The organism is Myxococcus stipitatus DSM 14675 (genome assembly GCF_000331735.1).
Classification (GTDB): Bacteria; Myxococcota; Myxococcia; order Myxococcales; family Myxococcaceae; genus Myxococcus; species Myxococcus stipitatus.
In genome coordinates, this window is sequence record NC_020126.1 from 5027250 (window position 1) to 5043179 (window position 15930).

The window sequence follows — 15930 nt, forward strand, 5'->3', positions numbered from 1 at the left end:
ACGCCGCCCGTCGCCAGCATCCTCGTTGCTGACGGTGCATTTGGAGTAGGCTCGCCCACCGAACACCTTGGAGCGAGCACCGAATGACCTTGTTCAGGAGGCCGTCCCCTCCGACGGCCGGCGAGTCGAGCCACGATTCGAGTCGCAGTGCCACCCCCACGGAGTCACCCTCCGTGCCGGAGTCGTCCAGCCCGGTCCTGAGTGCTCCTCCTCGCCCTCGGATGAACCCACAGGGCGCGGGCTCGGGACTCCCGGAGCGTCGCCCCATGGCCCCTCAGCGTCCCGCGCCCCCCTCGTCCGAGGATCCCGAGTTCCCCACCGAGCGCCGCAGCGCCCTGTCGGGTGGTGCCCCCGCGGAGCGCCGTCCCGGACCGTCGCAGCAGGGCGGGTCGCCCTCGGTCATCGTGTCGTCCTCGGAGCAGCGTCGTCCCCCGTCCGCCTCGCAGGCCATGAGCTTCCCGGATCGCCGTCCCCAGGCCGCCGCGCCGGGGGCTCCTGCTGGAGGGCAGGACCGCCGCGTGGCGCCCCCCGCGTCCTTCGCGGGAGGGGAGCGCCGCTCCGCCGCGACGGGCTCCCGACGGGCGCTGGATGCGAACGCGGGCGGCGCGGACCGCTTCTGGCCCAACCAGCCTCGTGTGCTGGAGGACACGGGCCTCACCGCCACGTTCGTGGAGGAGCTGGTCCTCAAGGCGCTCTTCTTCGCCGGTGAGATGCGCGGCATGGACCTGGCCAGCCGCCTCCAGCTCCCCACCTCCGTCGTCGACGACACCATCGAGGGCCTGCGCCGCCAGAAGTACGTGGACATCCGCGGCGGTGGCTCGTCCGGCGTGGGCAAGTCCACGATGATCTACCAGCTCACGCCCTTCGTGACGGACGTGCTGCGGCAGATCCTCGAGCGCAATCGCTACAACGGCCCCGCGCCCGTCTCCTTCCAGGAGTATGTCGCCGCGGTGAAGAAGCAGACGGTGCGAGGCAATCGCATCACCCGCTCGAAGATGCAGGACAAGTTCGGCGACCTCATCATCCGCGACTACATCTACGACGGCATCGGCCCGGCGATGAACTCCGGCCGCGCCATCTTCTTCTACGGACCCCCCGGCAATGGAAAGACAGCCATCTGCCAGGGAATGGTGAACTGCTTCGACGGGGACATCTTCATCCCCCACGCCATCCTCATCGACGACTTCGTGGTGAAGGTCTTCGACGCCAACCTCCACAAGCCCGTGGAGGATGACGGCACGCCCTATGACAGGCGTTGGGTGCGCTGCCGGCGGCCGCTCGTTGTCGTGGGCGGTGAGCTGACGCTGGAGATGCTCGACCTCGTCTACTCGCCGGAGGTGAAGTACTACGAGGCCCCGTTCCAGATGAAGGCCAGCAACGGGATGCTCCTCATCGACGACTTCGGCCGCCAGAAGGTGTCGCCTCGGGACCTGCTCAACCGGTGGATCGTCCCGCTGGAGAGCGACATCGACATGCTCACCCTGCACACCGGCAAGAAGCTGCAGGTGCCCTTCGACGTGTTCGCCGCCTTCTCCACCAACCTGGACCCCAGCGCCCTCGTGGACGACGCCTTCCTGCGCCGCGTCCGCTACAAGCTGGAGGTGCAGCGCCCGGACGAGGAGCAGTTCCACCAGATCTTCGAGATCATGTGCCGCAAGCGCGGCGTGGCCTACAACGCCAACGCCATCGACTACCTCATCGACGCGCACTACCGGCCGCACAACCGGCCCTTCGCGGCCTGCCAGCCTCGCGACCTGCTCGACCAGGTCATCGACATGTCCTACTACCTGGGCCAGGAGCCTCGGTTGGACCCGGCGCTGCTGGACGCCGCCGTGCACAGCTACTTCGTGCGCTTCGACCGGCCGGTGGAGACCACCGCGGCCTCCGCCTCCTGAGCCGTCAGCCCCCCGAGGGCGCCGGAGCGAAGGGGCCCCAGGGCGAGGGCTCCAACCACCGGCGCACCTCGTCCACCGGGACGTTGGCCAGCACGTCGATGATCGACAGGCCCTGCACGAAGCGCCCCTCGCGTCCTTGCGCGTAGGGCGGGTGCCGGAAGCGCTGCCACAACACGCGCACGTCCGCGTCCCGGAACAGGCTCACCTGCAAGTACAGCGACGAGCCCAGCCCCGAGTAGTACGTCCGGGCTTCCAGCTGGCGGCAGTACTCCACCAGCCGCGCCGACTTCTCGTCGCCCTGGCGCTCCAGGCTGGAGGCCAGGCGGATGTCCGGCTTCAGTCCCAGGGGCTCATGGAACAGCGCGGTGCTCGCCAGCAGCACGCGCAGCAGGGAGCCGGGGCCCGACTCGCGCGCCGCGCCGTCGTAGAAGGGCTCCAGCAAGGGCAGCACCTGGGTGGCGAAATGGGGCCGCTGCCCATACAGCGTCACCAGCTTGCTCAGGTGCTTGCGTGCCCACGGCTGCCGCGAGTCCACGGCGAGCTCGCCGATGAGCGAGTCGCGGTGGGGGTCCTCCAGGGGAATGGACAACCACTGGAAGCCAGGCTCGGTGGGCGGAGGTGTGGGCACGTTGGCGGGCAGTGCGACGCGGGTCCTCCGCTGCCAGCCGCGCCTCAGCCACTGCACGTTGTCGAGCACCAGCAGCGTGCCCGCGCGCGCCACCTGCTCGTAGAAGTCCACCCAGGGGAGGTAGTGCGGCTGCTCGGCGACGACGACTCCTGGGCTGCCCGGCACGTCCGGCCTCTCTCTCGACGAGGTTGCTGGGGTGGCGCGGCCCCTCACTCGGGACCCGGCGCGGTGGATCCACCCCGCTGCTAGATTGTAACATTCCGAAGACGGGCAGGGACCTTCGCCGAGGCGGGAAGGAACGGATGAAGTACCTGTGCATCAGCGCCAACCCACACCACCCCGTGGCGGAGGAGCTTCGGCGTCAGGGCCAGGAAGTGCTCGTGCTCGGGAGTGCCGCGGAGGCGGACGCGGAGCTGGTGAATGGCCGGGCGGACGTGCTCGTCGTCGAGGCCGCGTCGCTGGTGCAGGACGCGCGCTGGCTGGACACCTTGCGAGGCCGCGCGCGGCCCTGGGAGCCGCTGGTGCTGGGCCTCGCCGAGCGCGCGACGGACGAGGACCTGTCGCCGCTGCTGTCCGCGGGCGTGGATGACTTCCTCGTCGCGCCATTCCCCGCCGAGCAGGTGCGCGCGCGCGGGGTGTTGTTGGAGCGGAGGGCCGCGCTGCGTCGGCGGAACCAGAGCTCGCAGGCGGCCGCGCGCGGAGAGATGGAGCGGCTGGCCTCCATCATCCAGACGCAGTCGGATGTGGCGCTGGCGGGGTTGGACCTGGCCGGGGTGATGCGCCTGCTGTGTGAGCGCGCGCAGGTGTTGTGCGGCGCGGATGGCGCGGCGGTGGCGCTGCTGGATGACGGGTTCGTGGACTACCGCGTGGCCACCGGCAGCCTGTGGCCGTACAAGGAGTTCCGGCTGAAGATGGAGGGGAGCCTCACGGGCTCCAGCCTCCAGCGCGGCGAGGTGATGCGCACCGACGACACCGAGGAGGACGCCCGCGTCAACGTGCGCGCCACGCGGGCGGTGGGCGCGCGCTCCATGGTGTGTGTGCCGCTGTGGCGGGAGGCTCGGCCGGTGGGCGCGCTGAACCTGGTCTCCCAGCGGGTGAATGCGTTCGACGACCGGGACGTGCGCACGCTGGAGCTGATGGCGGGGCTCCTGGGCGCGGCCATGGGCAACGCGGCGGAGGTGGAGGCTCGCCATGCGCTGATGGATGAGCGCGCCGCGGCGCTCACGGCCCTCCAGGAATCCCAGGCGCTGTTCGCCGCCTTCATGAATCACAGCCCCGCGGTGGCCTACATGAAGGAGGAGGGCGGCCGGCGCATCTGGGTGAACCAGCCCTACCGCCGCTTCTTCGGCCTGCCGGACGACGCGAGCCTGGACCGCCTGGACGACATGAACCTGATGCCGGAGACGTCCGCCGAGCATGTCCGGAAGGAGGACCAGGCGGTGCTCGACTCGGGGCGGCCCAGCGTGACGGAGGGGATGATTCCGTCGCCGGATGGGTCGGACCGGCACTGGCTCACGTATCGCTTCATCGTGAACGAGCACTCCGGGCGCAGGCTGCTGGGCGGCGTGGCGCTGGACATCACGGACCGCAAGGCGATGCAGGCGCAGCTCGTGGTGGCGGACCGCCTGGCCGCGGTGGGCACGCTGGCGGCGGGCGTGGCGCATGAAATCAACAACCCGCTCGCCTTCGTGCTCTCCAACCTGTCGTTCCTCGCCGTCGAGCTCCAATCCGTGGCGCGAGAGCTGCCCCTGGGGCGCACGTCCGAGATGGAGGAGGTGCTGCGCGAGGCGGTGGATGGCGCGCACCGCGTGCGGCAGATTGTGAGGGACTTGAGGACCTTCTCCCGGGGCGACGACGAGGCCGCCGCGGCCGTCAACCTCCAGGCCGTGCTGGAGTCCGCCATCACCATGGCGCGCGGGGAGCTGAAGATGCGCGCGCAGATCATCCGCGACTATCGCGACGTGCCACCGGTGGAGGGCAACGAGGGGCGCTTCGGGCAGGTGTTCCTCAACCTGCTCATCAACGCCGCGCACGCCATCCCCGAGGGCAAGCCGGAGAGCCACCAGGTGCGCGTCGTGCTGCGCTCCACGGAGGACCAGGTCATCGTGGAGGTCCATGACACGGGTGTGGGCATGGCGCCCGAAGTGCGCGCGCGCATCTTCGACCCGTTCTTCACCACCAAGCCCGTGGGCGAGGGCACCGGGCTGGGCCTGTCCATCTGCCACGGCATCGTCACGGGCTTCGGCGGGGAGATTTCGGTGGAGAGCGAGCCGGGTCGGGGCAGCGTCTTCCGCGTGACGCTGCCCGTGGGGCCGCGCTCGCGCGAGCTGGGCCCTCCGTCCCCGCGCCTGCACCTGGCGGGGTGAGCCTTACGGGCGGGGCGTCCGGAACAGGGGCGTGAAGACGCGCGGCGCCTTCTTCTTGCGGACGCAGCGCGTGTCCGCGCTCATGTAGCAGGCGGAGAAGGCGCGGCGACGGAGGCCGGGGCGACCTCGGCCGGAGCGGTGCCACAGGTGGTTGTGGACCAGGATGACCTCGCCGGCGAGCGCGGGGAGCGAGAGGGCGCGGCGCTCGGCGTCCTCGGCCTCCACCGCGTCAGGAGGAATGACGCCTCCCAGCTCCGTCACGAGTCCTCGCAGGTGACTGCCGGGGACGACCTCCAGACAGCCTCCGTCCTCGGGGGCGTCATCCAGCGCGGTCCACAGTTGGAGCTCCGGCTCGCGGGTGAGGCCCCACAGCCGGCCGCCGTCCTGGTGCCAGGGCAGGTTGCTGCCGCCAGCCTGGCCCTTGTGGAAGAGGATGGCGCGATACAGGACGACGTCGCCCGGGATGCGCGCGTGGACGAGGCGCTCGAACAGCGGGTTCTCCATCCACGCGAGGAAGCGCGGGTCCTTCTCCAGCTTCTCCAGCTTGCGGTAGTCCAGCGACGGGCCCTGCCAGCCGAGGCCCAGCGGGGCATCCTCGTAGCGCCCCGTGGTCGCGTCCGGTTGGAAGAACATGCCGGGATACACCACCCGGCCGAGCATGAGGTCGTCCGCGCGTTCGCGCAGCGCCTCCAGGCCTGGTTCACCCAGGACTCTGCCCAGGCGGGCATAGCCGTGTTCAGCGTAGTGCGCGAGCACCTGGGCGATGTCGAGGTCCTTCGCGTCCTCACGAAGCATGGCGCCTCATATCCTGGACACCCGGGGAGGTGGGAGTGTCATGGGGCTGTGGGTGGAGGGCCTTTCGGTGGCAAGGACCGCTTGCACGCCTGCCCATCCCGCCCCATCGTGGATGGGCATGCCTTATCGTCGCATCACGCGTCATGTCGTCGCCCCGGACGGAACTCGAGTCGCCTGGCACACCCACCTGGGTGACCTGATGGAGCCGGCCGCGGAAGGAGTGCTGAGGCCGCGCAACACGGTGCTCCTGACCAACGGCATCGGCACGTCGGAGAACTTCTGGCGCTACATCGTCACCAGCCTGGAGCAGGACCACCGGGTCGTGCACTGGCACTACCGGGGGCACGGCGGCAGCGAGGAGTCCCGGAGCGGCGACTACAGCGTCGGCACCCACGTGGGGGACCTGGAGCGCGTCACGGAGGAAGTGATGGCGCGGGGGGATGGCCGGCCTCCGCACCAGGTGGCGTTCTCCATGGGCGTGCGGGTGTTGCTGGAGCTGTATCGCCGCCGGCCGGACCTGGTGCCGGGGATGACGCTCATCGCGGGCCCGCCCGGCGCGCCCGGCTCGGGCTACGAGGGCCTGGCCGAGTGGGCCATGTTGTCCACGGTGCGAGAGGTCTTCCGGGTGCTGACGCCCGCGGTGCCGGTGGCCACGCCCGTGGTGCGCGCGGTGCTGGGCAGCCGCTTCGCCTATCCGCTGGCGCGCGCGGTGGGGGCGCTGCGTCCACGCGCGCCTCGGGACGACATCGACGAGTTCCTGTACGCGCTGCGCACGATGAGCCCCAAGGCGTATTGGTACACCCTGCGCGGGCTGGCGGAGGGACATGCGTGGGACGTGCTGCCGTCCGTGCGGGTGCCCACGTTCATCATCGCGGCGCGCGATGACACCCTGGTGCCGCTGCGCGAGATGATTCGCATGCGCGACGCGCTGCCCCATGCCCGGTGGCTGCAAGTGGATGACGCGGGGCATGCGGGACTGTTGGAGGCGGGCACGGAGATCTCCGACGCCGTGCGTTCCTTCCTCGTCAACGAGCACCCGCGCGCCAGTGAGCGCTGGTCGCAGGTGGAGTCGCTTCCCTCCGCACCCGCGTGAGGGCGGCCGCGGCGGGGTGTTCTCTGTTTAGCCCGCCAGGTTTGATTTTGCTTTGAGGGTGACCTCCCGCGACGCAGACATGGAGTCTGTGTCGAGTGTGTCGGGATGGAAACAGCCCCCAGAACCCAGACACGCTCAGTGGGGCCCGGCCTCACGAGACTTCCGTCCGGACTGGCGAGGCTGTCTGAGAATTCTCAAGAGCGCCGAGGGCTGAGACAGCTCTCTGATATTGGAATTCCATGGAAGCTCGTTGCGACACAGGGGCAAAACGCACCCCTGTGTGGCAAATTGCTACTGTATTGTTGAAATATTACTCCTTCGAACAATGCAGGACGGCTTGTAGGCTCGAGGCCCCCCCGGAAGTCACCTGGTGTTTGGAGCATCCCCTACATGTCTTGGTCTTTCCGCGCATTGCTGGCGCCGCTCACGGCGCTACTTCTGGTCACGTCTGCTTGTGGTGACGATGACCCTCCCAAGAAGGATCCTGTCTGTTGTGAGCCGGATGCTGGCACCGGTGAGCCCGACGGGGGCCACCCGGAGCCGGATGGTGGTGGCAACCCGGGGCCGGGTGAGACGGTCGTGATGTGCCCGGCGGCGGACCTGGCTCCGCCGACGACGGGCTCCTGCACGGTGGAGTCGGGTGATTCGGCGCGGTTGTTCACGGGCATCATCCTGGCGCCCGACAAGGTCTACCAGGGTGGGCAGATGCTCGTGGATGGCGCGGGCACCATCCAGTGCGTCGGCTGTGATTGCGCGAAGTCGCCGGGGGCGTCCTCGGCCACGCGCGTGACGTGCCCTCAGGCGGTGGTGTCGCCGGGCCTCATCAACTCGCACGACCACATCACGTTCCAGACGCCGCCCTATGTCGCGGCCTCCGACGCGGACGAGCGCTACGAGCACCGCCACGACTGGCGCAAGGGCAACAACAGCCACACGCGCGTCAACCAGGGCAAGCCGGTGGGCGCGGACGGCATCCGCTGGGGCGAGCTGCGCCAGCTCATGTCGGGCACAACGTCCGTGGCGGGCTCCGGCGGGATGAAGGGCCTGCTTCGCAACCTGGATGCGCCCAACGACTCGGAGACGGGCGGCAACCAGGAGGGACTGGGCGCGGGCTCCGGCGCGGAGTACCAGACCTTCCCGCTGGGCGATGGCGACAGCGGCCGCGAGCTGACGAGCGGCTGTGGCTATGAGCGCATCGACTCGTCGTCGGTCATCCCGGCCCTGTCGGCCTACCTGCCGCACATCGCCGAGGGCATCGAGACCTCCGCCCTCAACGAGTTCCTGTGCCTGTCCGGCCAGCAGTCGGGTGGCAAGGACATCCTGAGCGCGCGCACGGCGGTCATCCACGGCATCGGCCTGCGCGCCGAGGACATCCAGAAGATGGCGGGCAAGGGCACCAGCCTCATCTGGTCGCCGCGCTCCAACGTGTCGCTCTATGGCGACACCGCCGCGGTGCCGCTCTACAAGTCGCTGGGCGTCAACGTGGCGCTGGGCACCGACTGGCTGCTCTCCGGCTCCATGAACATCCTGCGCGAGCTGCGGTGCGCGGACTCGCTGAACGCGACGCACTTCAACAAGGCCCTGAGCGACGCGGAGACGTGGGCGATGGTGACGGCCAACGCGGCGCACGCGTTCCAGGCCACGCGCGCCGGTGCGCTGGCGCCGGGCAAGGTGGCGGACGTGGCCATCTTCCGCCTCAACGGGCACGCGTCCTCTCCGCACCGGGCCGTCATCATGGCCGAGGCCGCGGACGTGGTGCTGACGATGCGCGGCGGCAAGGCGCTCTACGGTGACTCGACGCTCGTCTCCGCGCTGGGCGGGACGCAGTGTGACACGCTGGACGTGTGCGGCTCCGAGCGCGCGGTGTGTCTCCAGTCGGAGATCGGCATGTCGCTCTCCGCGCTGAGCGCCGCCAACCCCGGCGCCTATCCGCTGTTCTCCTGCCAGGCTCCGACGAACGAGCCGGTGTGCGAGCCCCGCCGTGCCTCCACGAACTCGCGCTTCCCGGCCTCGGTGGCGGGCTCCACGCCGTACTCCAGCGGCCCGTCGGCGCAGGACAAGGACGGCGATGGCATCCCGGACGCGCAGGACAACTGCCCGGCCGTCTTCAACCCCATCCGTCCCATGGACCAGGGCAAGCAGCCGGACGTGGACGGCGATGGCGTGGGTGACGCGTGTGACGTGTGCCCGTTCGCTCCGGGCACCACGGAGTGCAGCCGCCCCAACCCGAACGACGCGGACGGCGACGGCGTCATCAACGCGGTGGACAACTGCCCCACCACGGCGAACCCCGACCAGGCCGATAAGGACGGCGACGGCAAGGGAGACGTGTGCGACCTCTGCGCGACGGCCAACCCCGGCGACATGGCCTGTCCGCTGTCCATCTACGACGTGAAGCAGCCTGTGTCGGATGGCGGTTCCGCCTGGATGGGCCAGCGCGTGGCGCTGTCCGGCCTCACCGTCACCGGCGTGGGCCCCACGGGCTTCTTCGCGCAGGTGCACCCCTCCGAGTCGGGCTACCGGGGCGCGGACTACTCCGGCGGCTTCATCTTCACGAAGTCCGCGCCCGCCACCACCGTGGTGGTGGGGGCTCGCGTGGACGTCAGCGCGACGGTGACGAACTACTTCGGGCAGGTGCAACTCGACGCGCCCACCGTCACGGTGCTGGGCAAGGCGGCGACGCCCGTGGCCCCGGAGGCCGTGACGCCCGCGGAGGCGACCACCGGTGGCTCGCGTGCGCGCGCGCTGGAAGGTGTGCTGGTGCGGGTGACGAAGGTGGAGGTGACCGACATCGCGCCTCCTCCGGGCGGCGGCGACAAGGCGCCGACGGGTGAGTTCGAGGTGACCGGCTCGCTGCGCATCAACGACTACCTGCACACGTTCTCCCTCCCCGCGAAGGGCACGCAGTTCGCGTCCATCACGGGTGTGCTGGAGCTGCGCAATGACCACTCGAAGATTGAGCCGCGCTCGGCGGACGACCTGGTGGAGGGCACGGGGGAGGCGACGTTGATCTCCCTGGCGCCCACGGGCGTGTTCGTGCGCGCGGGCGTCAACGGCCCCACGTTCCCGGAGCCGCTGACGGTGACGCTGGGCGCTCCGGCGCCGCAGGACCTGGTGGTGTCGGTGACGTCGTCCAACCCGGCCGTCACCGTGGCGAACAACCAGGTCGTGGTTCCCATGGGTGCGCGGTCCGCCGTGGTCGTCCTGAACACCGCGGCGACGCACGAGCCGGGCCAGGAGAAGGCGACCCTGACGGCGACGCTGGCGGGGGTGTCGCTGGATGCCACGGTGCGGGTGCTCGCGGCGCAGGAGCCCTCGGCGCTGGCCATGCTCACGCCGGAGACGTCGGACGTGCGTGCGGGCGCGACGGTCGCCTTCACGGTGACGATGGATGTGCCTCCCGCGGTGGACACGGTGGTGAGCCTGGCGGTGCAGCCGGCCGAGCTGGCGACGGTGCCGGCGCAGGTCGTGGTGCGGGCCGACTCGCTGACGGCGAAGTTCGACCTGGTCGCGGCGAAGGTCGCGGGCGAGGGCACGGTGGTGGCCACCCTCGGGGCGCAGTCCGTGTCGGCGAAGCTGAAGGTGCAGGCCGCGCCCTCCGGTCCGGACCACATCGTCATCAGCGAGGTGGCGCCCGCGGGGCCCTCCGACGCGAGTGACGAGTTCGTCGAGCTGTTCAACCCGACCTCCCGCGTGGTGGACCTGGCCGGCTGGAAGCTCCAGTACAAGAGCGCGACGGGGAAGGCGTACATCTCGGTGTCGTTGCCGGACAACGCGGTCATCCAGCCCCGTGGCTACTACCTGGTGGTGCACGCCAGCTACGCGGGCACGCCGAAGGGAGACGCGAGCTGGGGCACGGACTTCTCCATGTCCGCCAGCCGCACCGGGGGTGGCAACCTGCGCATCGGCCCGCCGGAGCTGACGGAGAAGCTGAATGACCCGGCGACGGTGGATGCGTTCGCCTACGGCACCGGCGACTCACCGGAGGGCAGCGCCTTCCCGTCGATTCCGGTGGCCGCGGGCTCGTACGAGCGCAAGGCGTCCGTGACGTCGACGTCGGGGACGATGGAGGACGGGGCGGATGCGCTGCTGGGCAACGGCCAGGACTCCGGGGACAACGCCGCGGACTTCGTGCTCCGGGCGAAGCGGCAGCCGCAGAACAGCTCCAGCCCCACGGAGTAGTTGACGGGCTGGATCCGGCCCCTACCGGTGGCACCCACGGTAGGGGCTGGAAAACCCGGCCCGGGCGGGTCATAAGCGTTCCCCGTGAGAGTGGTCTCCTGGAACGTGAATGGCCTGCGCTCGGCCCATGGCAAGGGCTTCCTGCCGTGGTTGTCGAGCGCCAAGGCCCAGGTGGTGGGAGTGCAGGAGGTGCGAGCGCGCGCCGACCAGCTCCCCGACGAGGTGCGTGCTCCCCCCCGGTGGAAGACGCACTTCAACTCGGCGGAGCGCCCCGGCTACAGCGGGGTGGGGTTGTTCTCGCGCCAGGAGCCGGACGCGATGGAGACCCGCCTGGGCGTCCCGGAGATGGACGTGGAGGGGCGGCTCCAGATGGCCCGCTTCGGCAAGCTCACGGTGGCCAACGTCTACTTCCCCAACGGCAACGGGAAGGACCGGGACCTGAGCCGCATCCCGTTCAAGCTCTCGTTCTATCGGCGCCTGTTCTCCGCGCTGGAGAAGCCGCTGCGCGACGGCGGGCGCGTGCTGGTGATGGGTGACTTCAACACGGCGCACCAGGACATCGACCTGGCGCGGCCCCGGGAGAACCGCGAGACGAGCGGCTTCCGTCCGGAGGAGCGCGAGGAGCTGGACCGGTGGCTCCGCGCGGGCTGGGTCGACACCTTCCGGCACTTCCAGCGGGACGGCGGCCACTATTCCTGGTGGAGCCAGCGTTTTGGCGTGCGGGAGAAGAACATCGGCTGGCGAATCGACTATGTCCTGGCCTCGCCGGGGGCCATGGCCTACGTCAAGCGCGCTGGCATCCACCCCGACGTGTCGGGCTCGGACCACTGCCCGGTGAGTGTGGACCTGGACCCGACGGTCCGTTGACGGTTGCTCGAGGAGTTCATGAACGCACTGCTGTCCATCTGGACGTGGATTGAAGTGGGCATCGTCGCGCTGGTCGGCTTCTTCGTGCAGCTCGCCATCGCCATCGTCACGTTGCCCTTCGACCGGAACCGCTATGCCGTCGGGCGGTGCTTCCGGCTGGTGGGAGTCACCGCCGCGAAGCTGACCCCGTTCTGGCGCTTCCGGGTGCATGGCGACGTGCCGAAGCACGTGGACGCCAACACGGTGGTGGTGAGCAACCACGAGTCCAACGCGGACCCGTTCCTCATCTCTCACCTGCCCTGGGAGATGAAGTGGCTGGGCAAGGCGAGCCTCTTCAAGATTCCCGTGGTGGGCTGGATGATGGGCATCGCCGGTGACATCCCGGTGCACCGGGGGGACCGCGACTCCGCCACCGGCGCGATGGCGCGCTGCAAGGAGTGGATGAAGAAGGGGATGCCCGTGATGATCTTCCCCGAGGGCACCCGCTCCAAGACGGATGAGCTGCTGCCCTTCAAGGACGGCGCGTTCCGGCTGGCCATCGAGCAGCAGGCGGATGTGTTGCCGCTGGCGGTGAGCGGGACGCGCAAGGCGCTGCCGAAGCACTCGTGGCGCTTCTCCACCTCGCGGGGCCTGGTGACGGTGGGCACCCCCATCTCGACCAAGGGGATGACGATGGACGACCTGGAGAAGCTCAAGGACCTGGCGCGCACGCAGATTCTCGCCCTGCGCGCCACGCTCCAGCCGCTCACCCGCGACCCGGCTTCACCCGGGGAGCCCAGCGCGGCGTAGCTCCCTCGGGGAGGAGGGGCGGCTCAGACGTCCTTGTCGCTGTCGTCCGAGTCGTCTTCGTCGTTGTCGATGATGTGGCAGCCGGACTCGTCATCGAGGGCCTCCTCGATGAGGCCCTTCACCAGGTCCTTGCCGCCAATCTCGAAGGACAGGCTGACCTTGTCGCCCTCGATGGTCGCGTCCTTGTCCACGTTGAGCTTTCCGCCCAGGGCCAGCGCGCTGCCTTCCACGCGCGCGCCCTTCTGGACGCGCACCTCGCCGCCCATGGACACGGCGTCGCCCTTCACGAGGGCGCCGGGCTCCACGATGACGCGGCCGTGAATGGCCACGGCGTCGTCGACGCTGGCGCCCTTGCGGACGATGACGTTGCCGTCGATGGCGACCGCGTCCTTCACCTTGTCGCCGGCCTCGATGACCAGGTCGGTGCCCTGCACGGCGCGGCTGCCGTCCTTGCTGTCCTGCGCGCAGACGACCTTCACCTTCAGGTTGCTCGTCTTCTTGGCGGCATCGTCCGCGGCGAAGGCGGGGAAGGCGAGGGACGACACGAGGGCCAGGGTTGGAAGCAACGGCGAGCGCATGGGCGGGCTCCAGGGACGGCCAGGTTGTTTCTCCTACGCGTGGTGCCCCAGGGCATTGCATCGCCCCGGTGATTCTCCGGAACGCGGGCCAAGGCTTGCGCCTTGCAGTACGGTGCGGGCTGGCCCTGTCCCACACCGAGGTCTCTCCCGTGGCCACTCCCGTGACGCAGCCCGACGACTCCCACGACCTGACCATCTGGCTCTACGCCCTGGGGTACTTCGCGGCGTATGCCCCCTACAGCGCGTTGACGAAGGCGCTGTCGACCGGTGCGCTCCCAGGAATGGAACAGGGCATCGTCGGCTTCACGCTGCTGCCGGTGAGCGCGGTGACGTCGATGGTGGGCATGTTCGTCTTCCTATCGCTCAAGCGCTGGTGGCGCTTCGCGTCGCGGCGCGAGGTGATGGGCGTGAAGGTGCCCATGCCCGGCGCCTGGACGTTCATGTCGGGCATGTGCTCGGCGGCCATCATCGCCACCACGACGCTGGCGTATGCGCTGGAGGGGACCTCCATTGTCTTCATGATGTTGCTGATGCGCGGCGGGGTGCTGGTGCTGGCGCCGGTGGTGGACGTGCTCAGCCGGCGGCGGGTGAAGTGGCCCTCGTGGCTGGCGTTGGGGTTGAGCCTGTCGGCCGTGATCGTCGCGTCGGCGTCGGATGCCCGGGCCATGCTGTCGGTGGTGGCCGCGGTGGACGTGGGCGTGTACCTGCTGAGCTACTTCATCCGCCTGCGGGCGATGAGCCGGCTGGCCAAGTCCGAGGACAAGGCGCTCTCCACCCGCTACTTCGTGGAGGAGCAGATGGTGGCCACGCCCTTCCTGGTGCTCATCCTCGTGCTGGCGGCGCTCTGGGGGGGCTCGGTGCCCGCGCTGGACATCCGCGAGGGCTTCCTGGGGATGTTCGCCCGAGGCCGCCTGCTGGAGGAGATGGCGGTGGGCCTGCTGTCCCAGGGCACGGGCATCTTCGGGGGGCTCATCCTGCTGGATGCGCGGGAGAACGCCTTCTCCGTGCCGGTGAACCGGGCCTCCAGCGTGCTGGCTGGCGTGGTGGCCTCGGTGGGCTTGTCGGTGGGGATGGGGCTGCCCGGCGTGGGCGCGCGGGAGTTGATGGGCGCGGGGCTCGTCATGGTGGCCATGGTGGTGCTCGCGCTGCCCACCGTGCTCGCGGCCCGGCGGCGCGAGGCCGCCGAGCGCGCCGCCCTGGGCCGCTAGCCAGCGCGTCCTGGGTGGCTACTTCTTTTCCGCCGCGACGTGCAGCGTGAGCACGGGGCAGGTCGCGCGGGAGACCACCTTCTGCGCGACGCTGCCCAGGAGGAGCCGAGGCAGGCCGCGCCGTCCGTGGGTGCCCATGATGATGAGGTCGAAGCCTTCCTTCTCCGCCAGCTCGAGGATGGTGGAGGCGGCCTCGCCCACCATCACCCGGTGCTCGAGGGGGACTCCTGGAGGGCCCATCTGCCGGAGCAGGTTGCCCAGCTCCTTGTTCGCGGTCTCCATCGCCACCTGCTCCAGGGAGAGCGAGTTCCATCCCGGCGCGGCCACCAGCAGGTCGGGCGCCACGTACTGGGGCGGCTCCCAGGCGTGCACCACGTCCACGGAAGCACCGAAGGGACTGGCCAGGTGCAGCGCGTAGTCGACGACGGAGCGCGAGCCTTCACTCAAGTCGACGGGGACCAGGATTCGAGACGGCGCGGCCATGGGCTGCTCCTTGGCGTGGGAATGCCCCTGCACTTGGGAATGGGGCTGGGAGCGTCTCAGTGGAAGTTCCATGCCAGCGCCCGCCCGGACGCTCGCCATGGTGGCGCGCAGGGCTTGCGGGGGGGCGAGCGCGCTGCGCGTTTCGTGCGCACGATGGCCACCTGAGACGAGGTGTCTTCTTGATGCGTCCTCCCATTGACCACGGCACGGTCCTCATCACCGGTGCGTCGGAGGGAATCGCACAGGAGCTTGCGCGGCTGTTGTCGCGGCGCGTTCGCACGCTGGTCCTGGTGGACCGGGACGTGGAGCGGCTAAAGCCCCTGCGCGAGGAGCTGCTCTCCCTCTACCCCACGCTCGGCGTCATCCTGGAGCGGTGCGACGTGGGCGAGCCCCGCGAGGTCGACACGCTCCTGGCCTCCCTGGAGTCGCACTTCGTCCGCGTGGACGTGCTGGTGAACACGGCGGCCTGGGGCGGGCAGGGGCTCTTCGCCCAGGTGTCGTGGAACGGGCTGGAGGCGCTGCTGCGCGCGAATGTGTGGGTGCCCTCGCTGCTGACCCACCGCCTGGTGGTCCCCATGCTGGAGCGGGGCCGGGGTGGGGTGCTGAACATCGGCTCGGGGGCGGCGCAGCTGTTCCTGCCCGGGGCCGCGATGTTCGCCGCCACCCAGCGCTTCCTCGACGGCCTCACGGAGTCCCTGCGGCTGGAGGTGGAGGGGCGCGGCGTCGTCGTCACCCGCGTGGCTCCGGGGCCGCTGGGGGACGAGGACGAGGCCCTGGCGCCTTTCTTCCAGATCTCCGCGCGGCGCTGCGCCCGGGACGCGCTGGCGGCATTCGAGCGCGGTGAGCCCCTGGTGTATCCGGGCCTGGGGCACCGCTGGGTGATGCGACTGTTGCCGCTCCTGCCTCGTGCCCTGAAGCGGAGCCTGGGGCGGCTGGTGCTCCGCGGCGTGAAGGGCGGCGGTGGCCCATCGGGGCCGGGCGTGCTGCCGGTGGGGCTCGCGTCGCCCGTGCTGCTGGCGCGCGAGCCCACTCCGGCGTGACGGACG

12 protein-coding genes are annotated in these 15930 nt (G+C 70.0%); 8 read left to right on the forward strand and 4 right to left on the reverse strand.

The annotated features are described in order from the left end of the window. Positions 1–83: 83 nt before the first annotated feature. Positions 84–1895, forward strand: coding sequence for a DUF8689 domain-containing protein (locus MYSTI_RS19500; protein ID WP_044280904.1), 1812 nt, complete (start codon positions 84–86; stop codon positions 1893–1895). 4 nt (positions 1896–1899) lie between these two features. Here the strand turns inward: MYSTI_RS19500 and MYSTI_RS19505 are convergent, their stop codons facing one another. Continuing rightward, positions 1900–2688, reverse strand: coding sequence for a WbqC family protein (locus MYSTI_RS19505; protein WP_015349507.1), 789 nt, complete (start codon positions 2686–2688; stop codon positions 1900–1902). Positions 2689–2825: 137 nt separating this feature from the next. Here MYSTI_RS19505 and MYSTI_RS19510 point away from each other — a divergent pair, with 137 nt between their 5' ends. Next, positions 2826–4889, forward strand: a complete 2064-nt coding sequence (locus MYSTI_RS19510) for an ATP-binding protein (protein WP_015349508.1) — start codon at positions 2826–2828, stop codon at positions 4887–4889. Positions 4890–4892: 3 nt separating this feature from the next. Here MYSTI_RS19510 and MYSTI_RS19515 read toward each other — a convergent pair whose 3' ends face one another. Further along, the gene (locus tag MYSTI_RS19515) at positions 4893–5684 is read right to left on the reverse strand and encodes a phytanoyl-CoA dioxygenase family protein (protein ID WP_015349509.1); all 792 of its coding nucleotides are present in this window, start codon (positions 5682–5684) and stop codon (positions 4893–4895) included. 118 nt (positions 5685–5802) lie between these two features. Between MYSTI_RS19515 and MYSTI_RS19520 the strand changes: the two genes are divergently transcribed. From MYSTI_RS19520 to MYSTI_RS19535, 4 genes are all read left to right on the forward strand, one after another. Beyond that, on the forward strand, positions 5803–6777 hold the full coding sequence (locus MYSTI_RS19520; protein WP_044280905.1) for an alpha/beta fold hydrolase: 975 nt from the start codon (positions 5803–5805) through the stop codon (positions 6775–6777). A 390-nt stretch (positions 6778–7167) separates the two neighbouring features. Continuing rightward, the gene (locus MYSTI_RS19525) at positions 7168–10959 is read left to right on the forward strand and encodes a lamin tail domain-containing protein (protein ID WP_015349511.1); all 3792 of its coding nucleotides are present in this window, start codon (positions 7168–7170) and stop codon (positions 10957–10959) included. A gap of 84 nt (positions 10960–11043) precedes the next feature. Next, positions 11044–11826, forward strand: a complete 783-nt coding sequence (locus MYSTI_RS19530; protein WP_015349512.1) for an exodeoxyribonuclease III — start codon at positions 11044–11046, stop codon at positions 11824–11826. A gap of 18 nt (positions 11827–11844) precedes the next feature. Beyond that, a complete protein-coding gene (locus MYSTI_RS19535; protein ID WP_015349513.1) occupies positions 11845–12615 on the forward strand; it encodes a lysophospholipid acyltransferase family protein in 771 nt (256 codons plus the stop codon). A 23-nt stretch (positions 12616–12638) separates the two neighbouring features. Here the strand turns inward: MYSTI_RS19535 and MYSTI_RS19540 are convergent, their stop codons facing one another. After that, positions 12639–13193: a hypothetical protein gene (locus MYSTI_RS19540; protein ID WP_015349514.1), complete on the reverse strand. Its 555-nt coding sequence runs from the start codon at positions 13191–13193 to the stop codon at positions 12639–12641. 149 nt (positions 13194–13342) lie between these two features. Here MYSTI_RS19540 and MYSTI_RS19545 point away from each other — a divergent pair, with 149 nt between their 5' ends. After that, complete coding sequence (locus MYSTI_RS19545; protein WP_233278323.1) at positions 13343–14401, forward strand: hypothetical protein; 1059 nt, start codon at positions 13343–13345, stop codon at positions 14399–14401. A gap of 18 nt (positions 14402–14419) precedes the next feature. Here MYSTI_RS19545 and MYSTI_RS19550 read toward each other — a convergent pair whose 3' ends face one another. Further along, a complete protein-coding gene (locus MYSTI_RS19550) occupies positions 14420–14884 on the reverse strand; it encodes a universal stress protein (protein ID WP_015349516.1) in 465 nt (154 codons plus the stop codon). Between the two features lie 182 nt (positions 14885–15066). Here MYSTI_RS19550 and MYSTI_RS19555 point away from each other — a divergent pair, with 182 nt between their 5' ends. Then, positions 15067–15924, forward strand: a complete 858-nt coding sequence (locus MYSTI_RS19555) for an SDR family NAD(P)-dependent oxidoreductase (RefSeq protein WP_015349517.1) — start codon at positions 15067–15069, stop codon at positions 15922–15924. Positions 15925–15930 lie beyond the last annotated feature (6 nt).

Bases quoted from the DNA above. Each gene is read 5' to 3' on its own strand.
- MYSTI_RS19510 (WP_015349508.1), top strand. From the start codon at position 2,826: ATGAAGTACCTGTGCATCAGCGCCAACCCACACCACCCCGTGGCGGAG.
- MYSTI_RS19555 (WP_015349517.1), top strand. From the start codon at position 15,067: ATGCGTCCTCCCATTGACCACGGCACGGTCCTCATCACCGGTGCGTCG.
- MYSTI_RS19535 (WP_015349513.1), top strand. From the start codon at position 11,845: ATGAACGCACTGCTGTCCATCTGGACGTGGATTGAAGTGGGCATCGTC.
- MYSTI_RS19525 (WP_015349511.1), top strand. From the start codon at position 7,168: ATGTCTTGGTCTTTCCGCGCATTGCTGGCGCCGCTCACGGCGCTACTT.
- MYSTI_RS19550 (WP_015349516.1), bottom strand. From the start codon at position 14,884: ATGGCCGCGCCGTCTCGAATCCTGGTCCCCGTCGACTTGAGTGAAGGC.
- MYSTI_RS19540 (WP_015349514.1), bottom strand. From the start codon at position 13,193: ATGCGCTCGCCGTTGCTTCCAACCCTGGCCCTCGTGTCGTCCCTCGCC.
- MYSTI_RS19515 (WP_015349509.1), bottom strand. From the start codon at position 5,684: ATGCTTCGTGAGGACGCGAAGGACCTCGACATCGCCCAGGTGCTCGCG.
- MYSTI_RS19500 (WP_044280904.1), top strand. From the start codon at position 84: ATGACCTTGTTCAGGAGGCCGTCCCCTCCGACGGCCGGCGAGTCGAGC.
- MYSTI_RS19520 (WP_044280905.1), top strand. From the start codon at position 5,803: ATGCCTTATCGTCGCATCACGCGTCATGTCGTCGCCCCGGACGGAACT.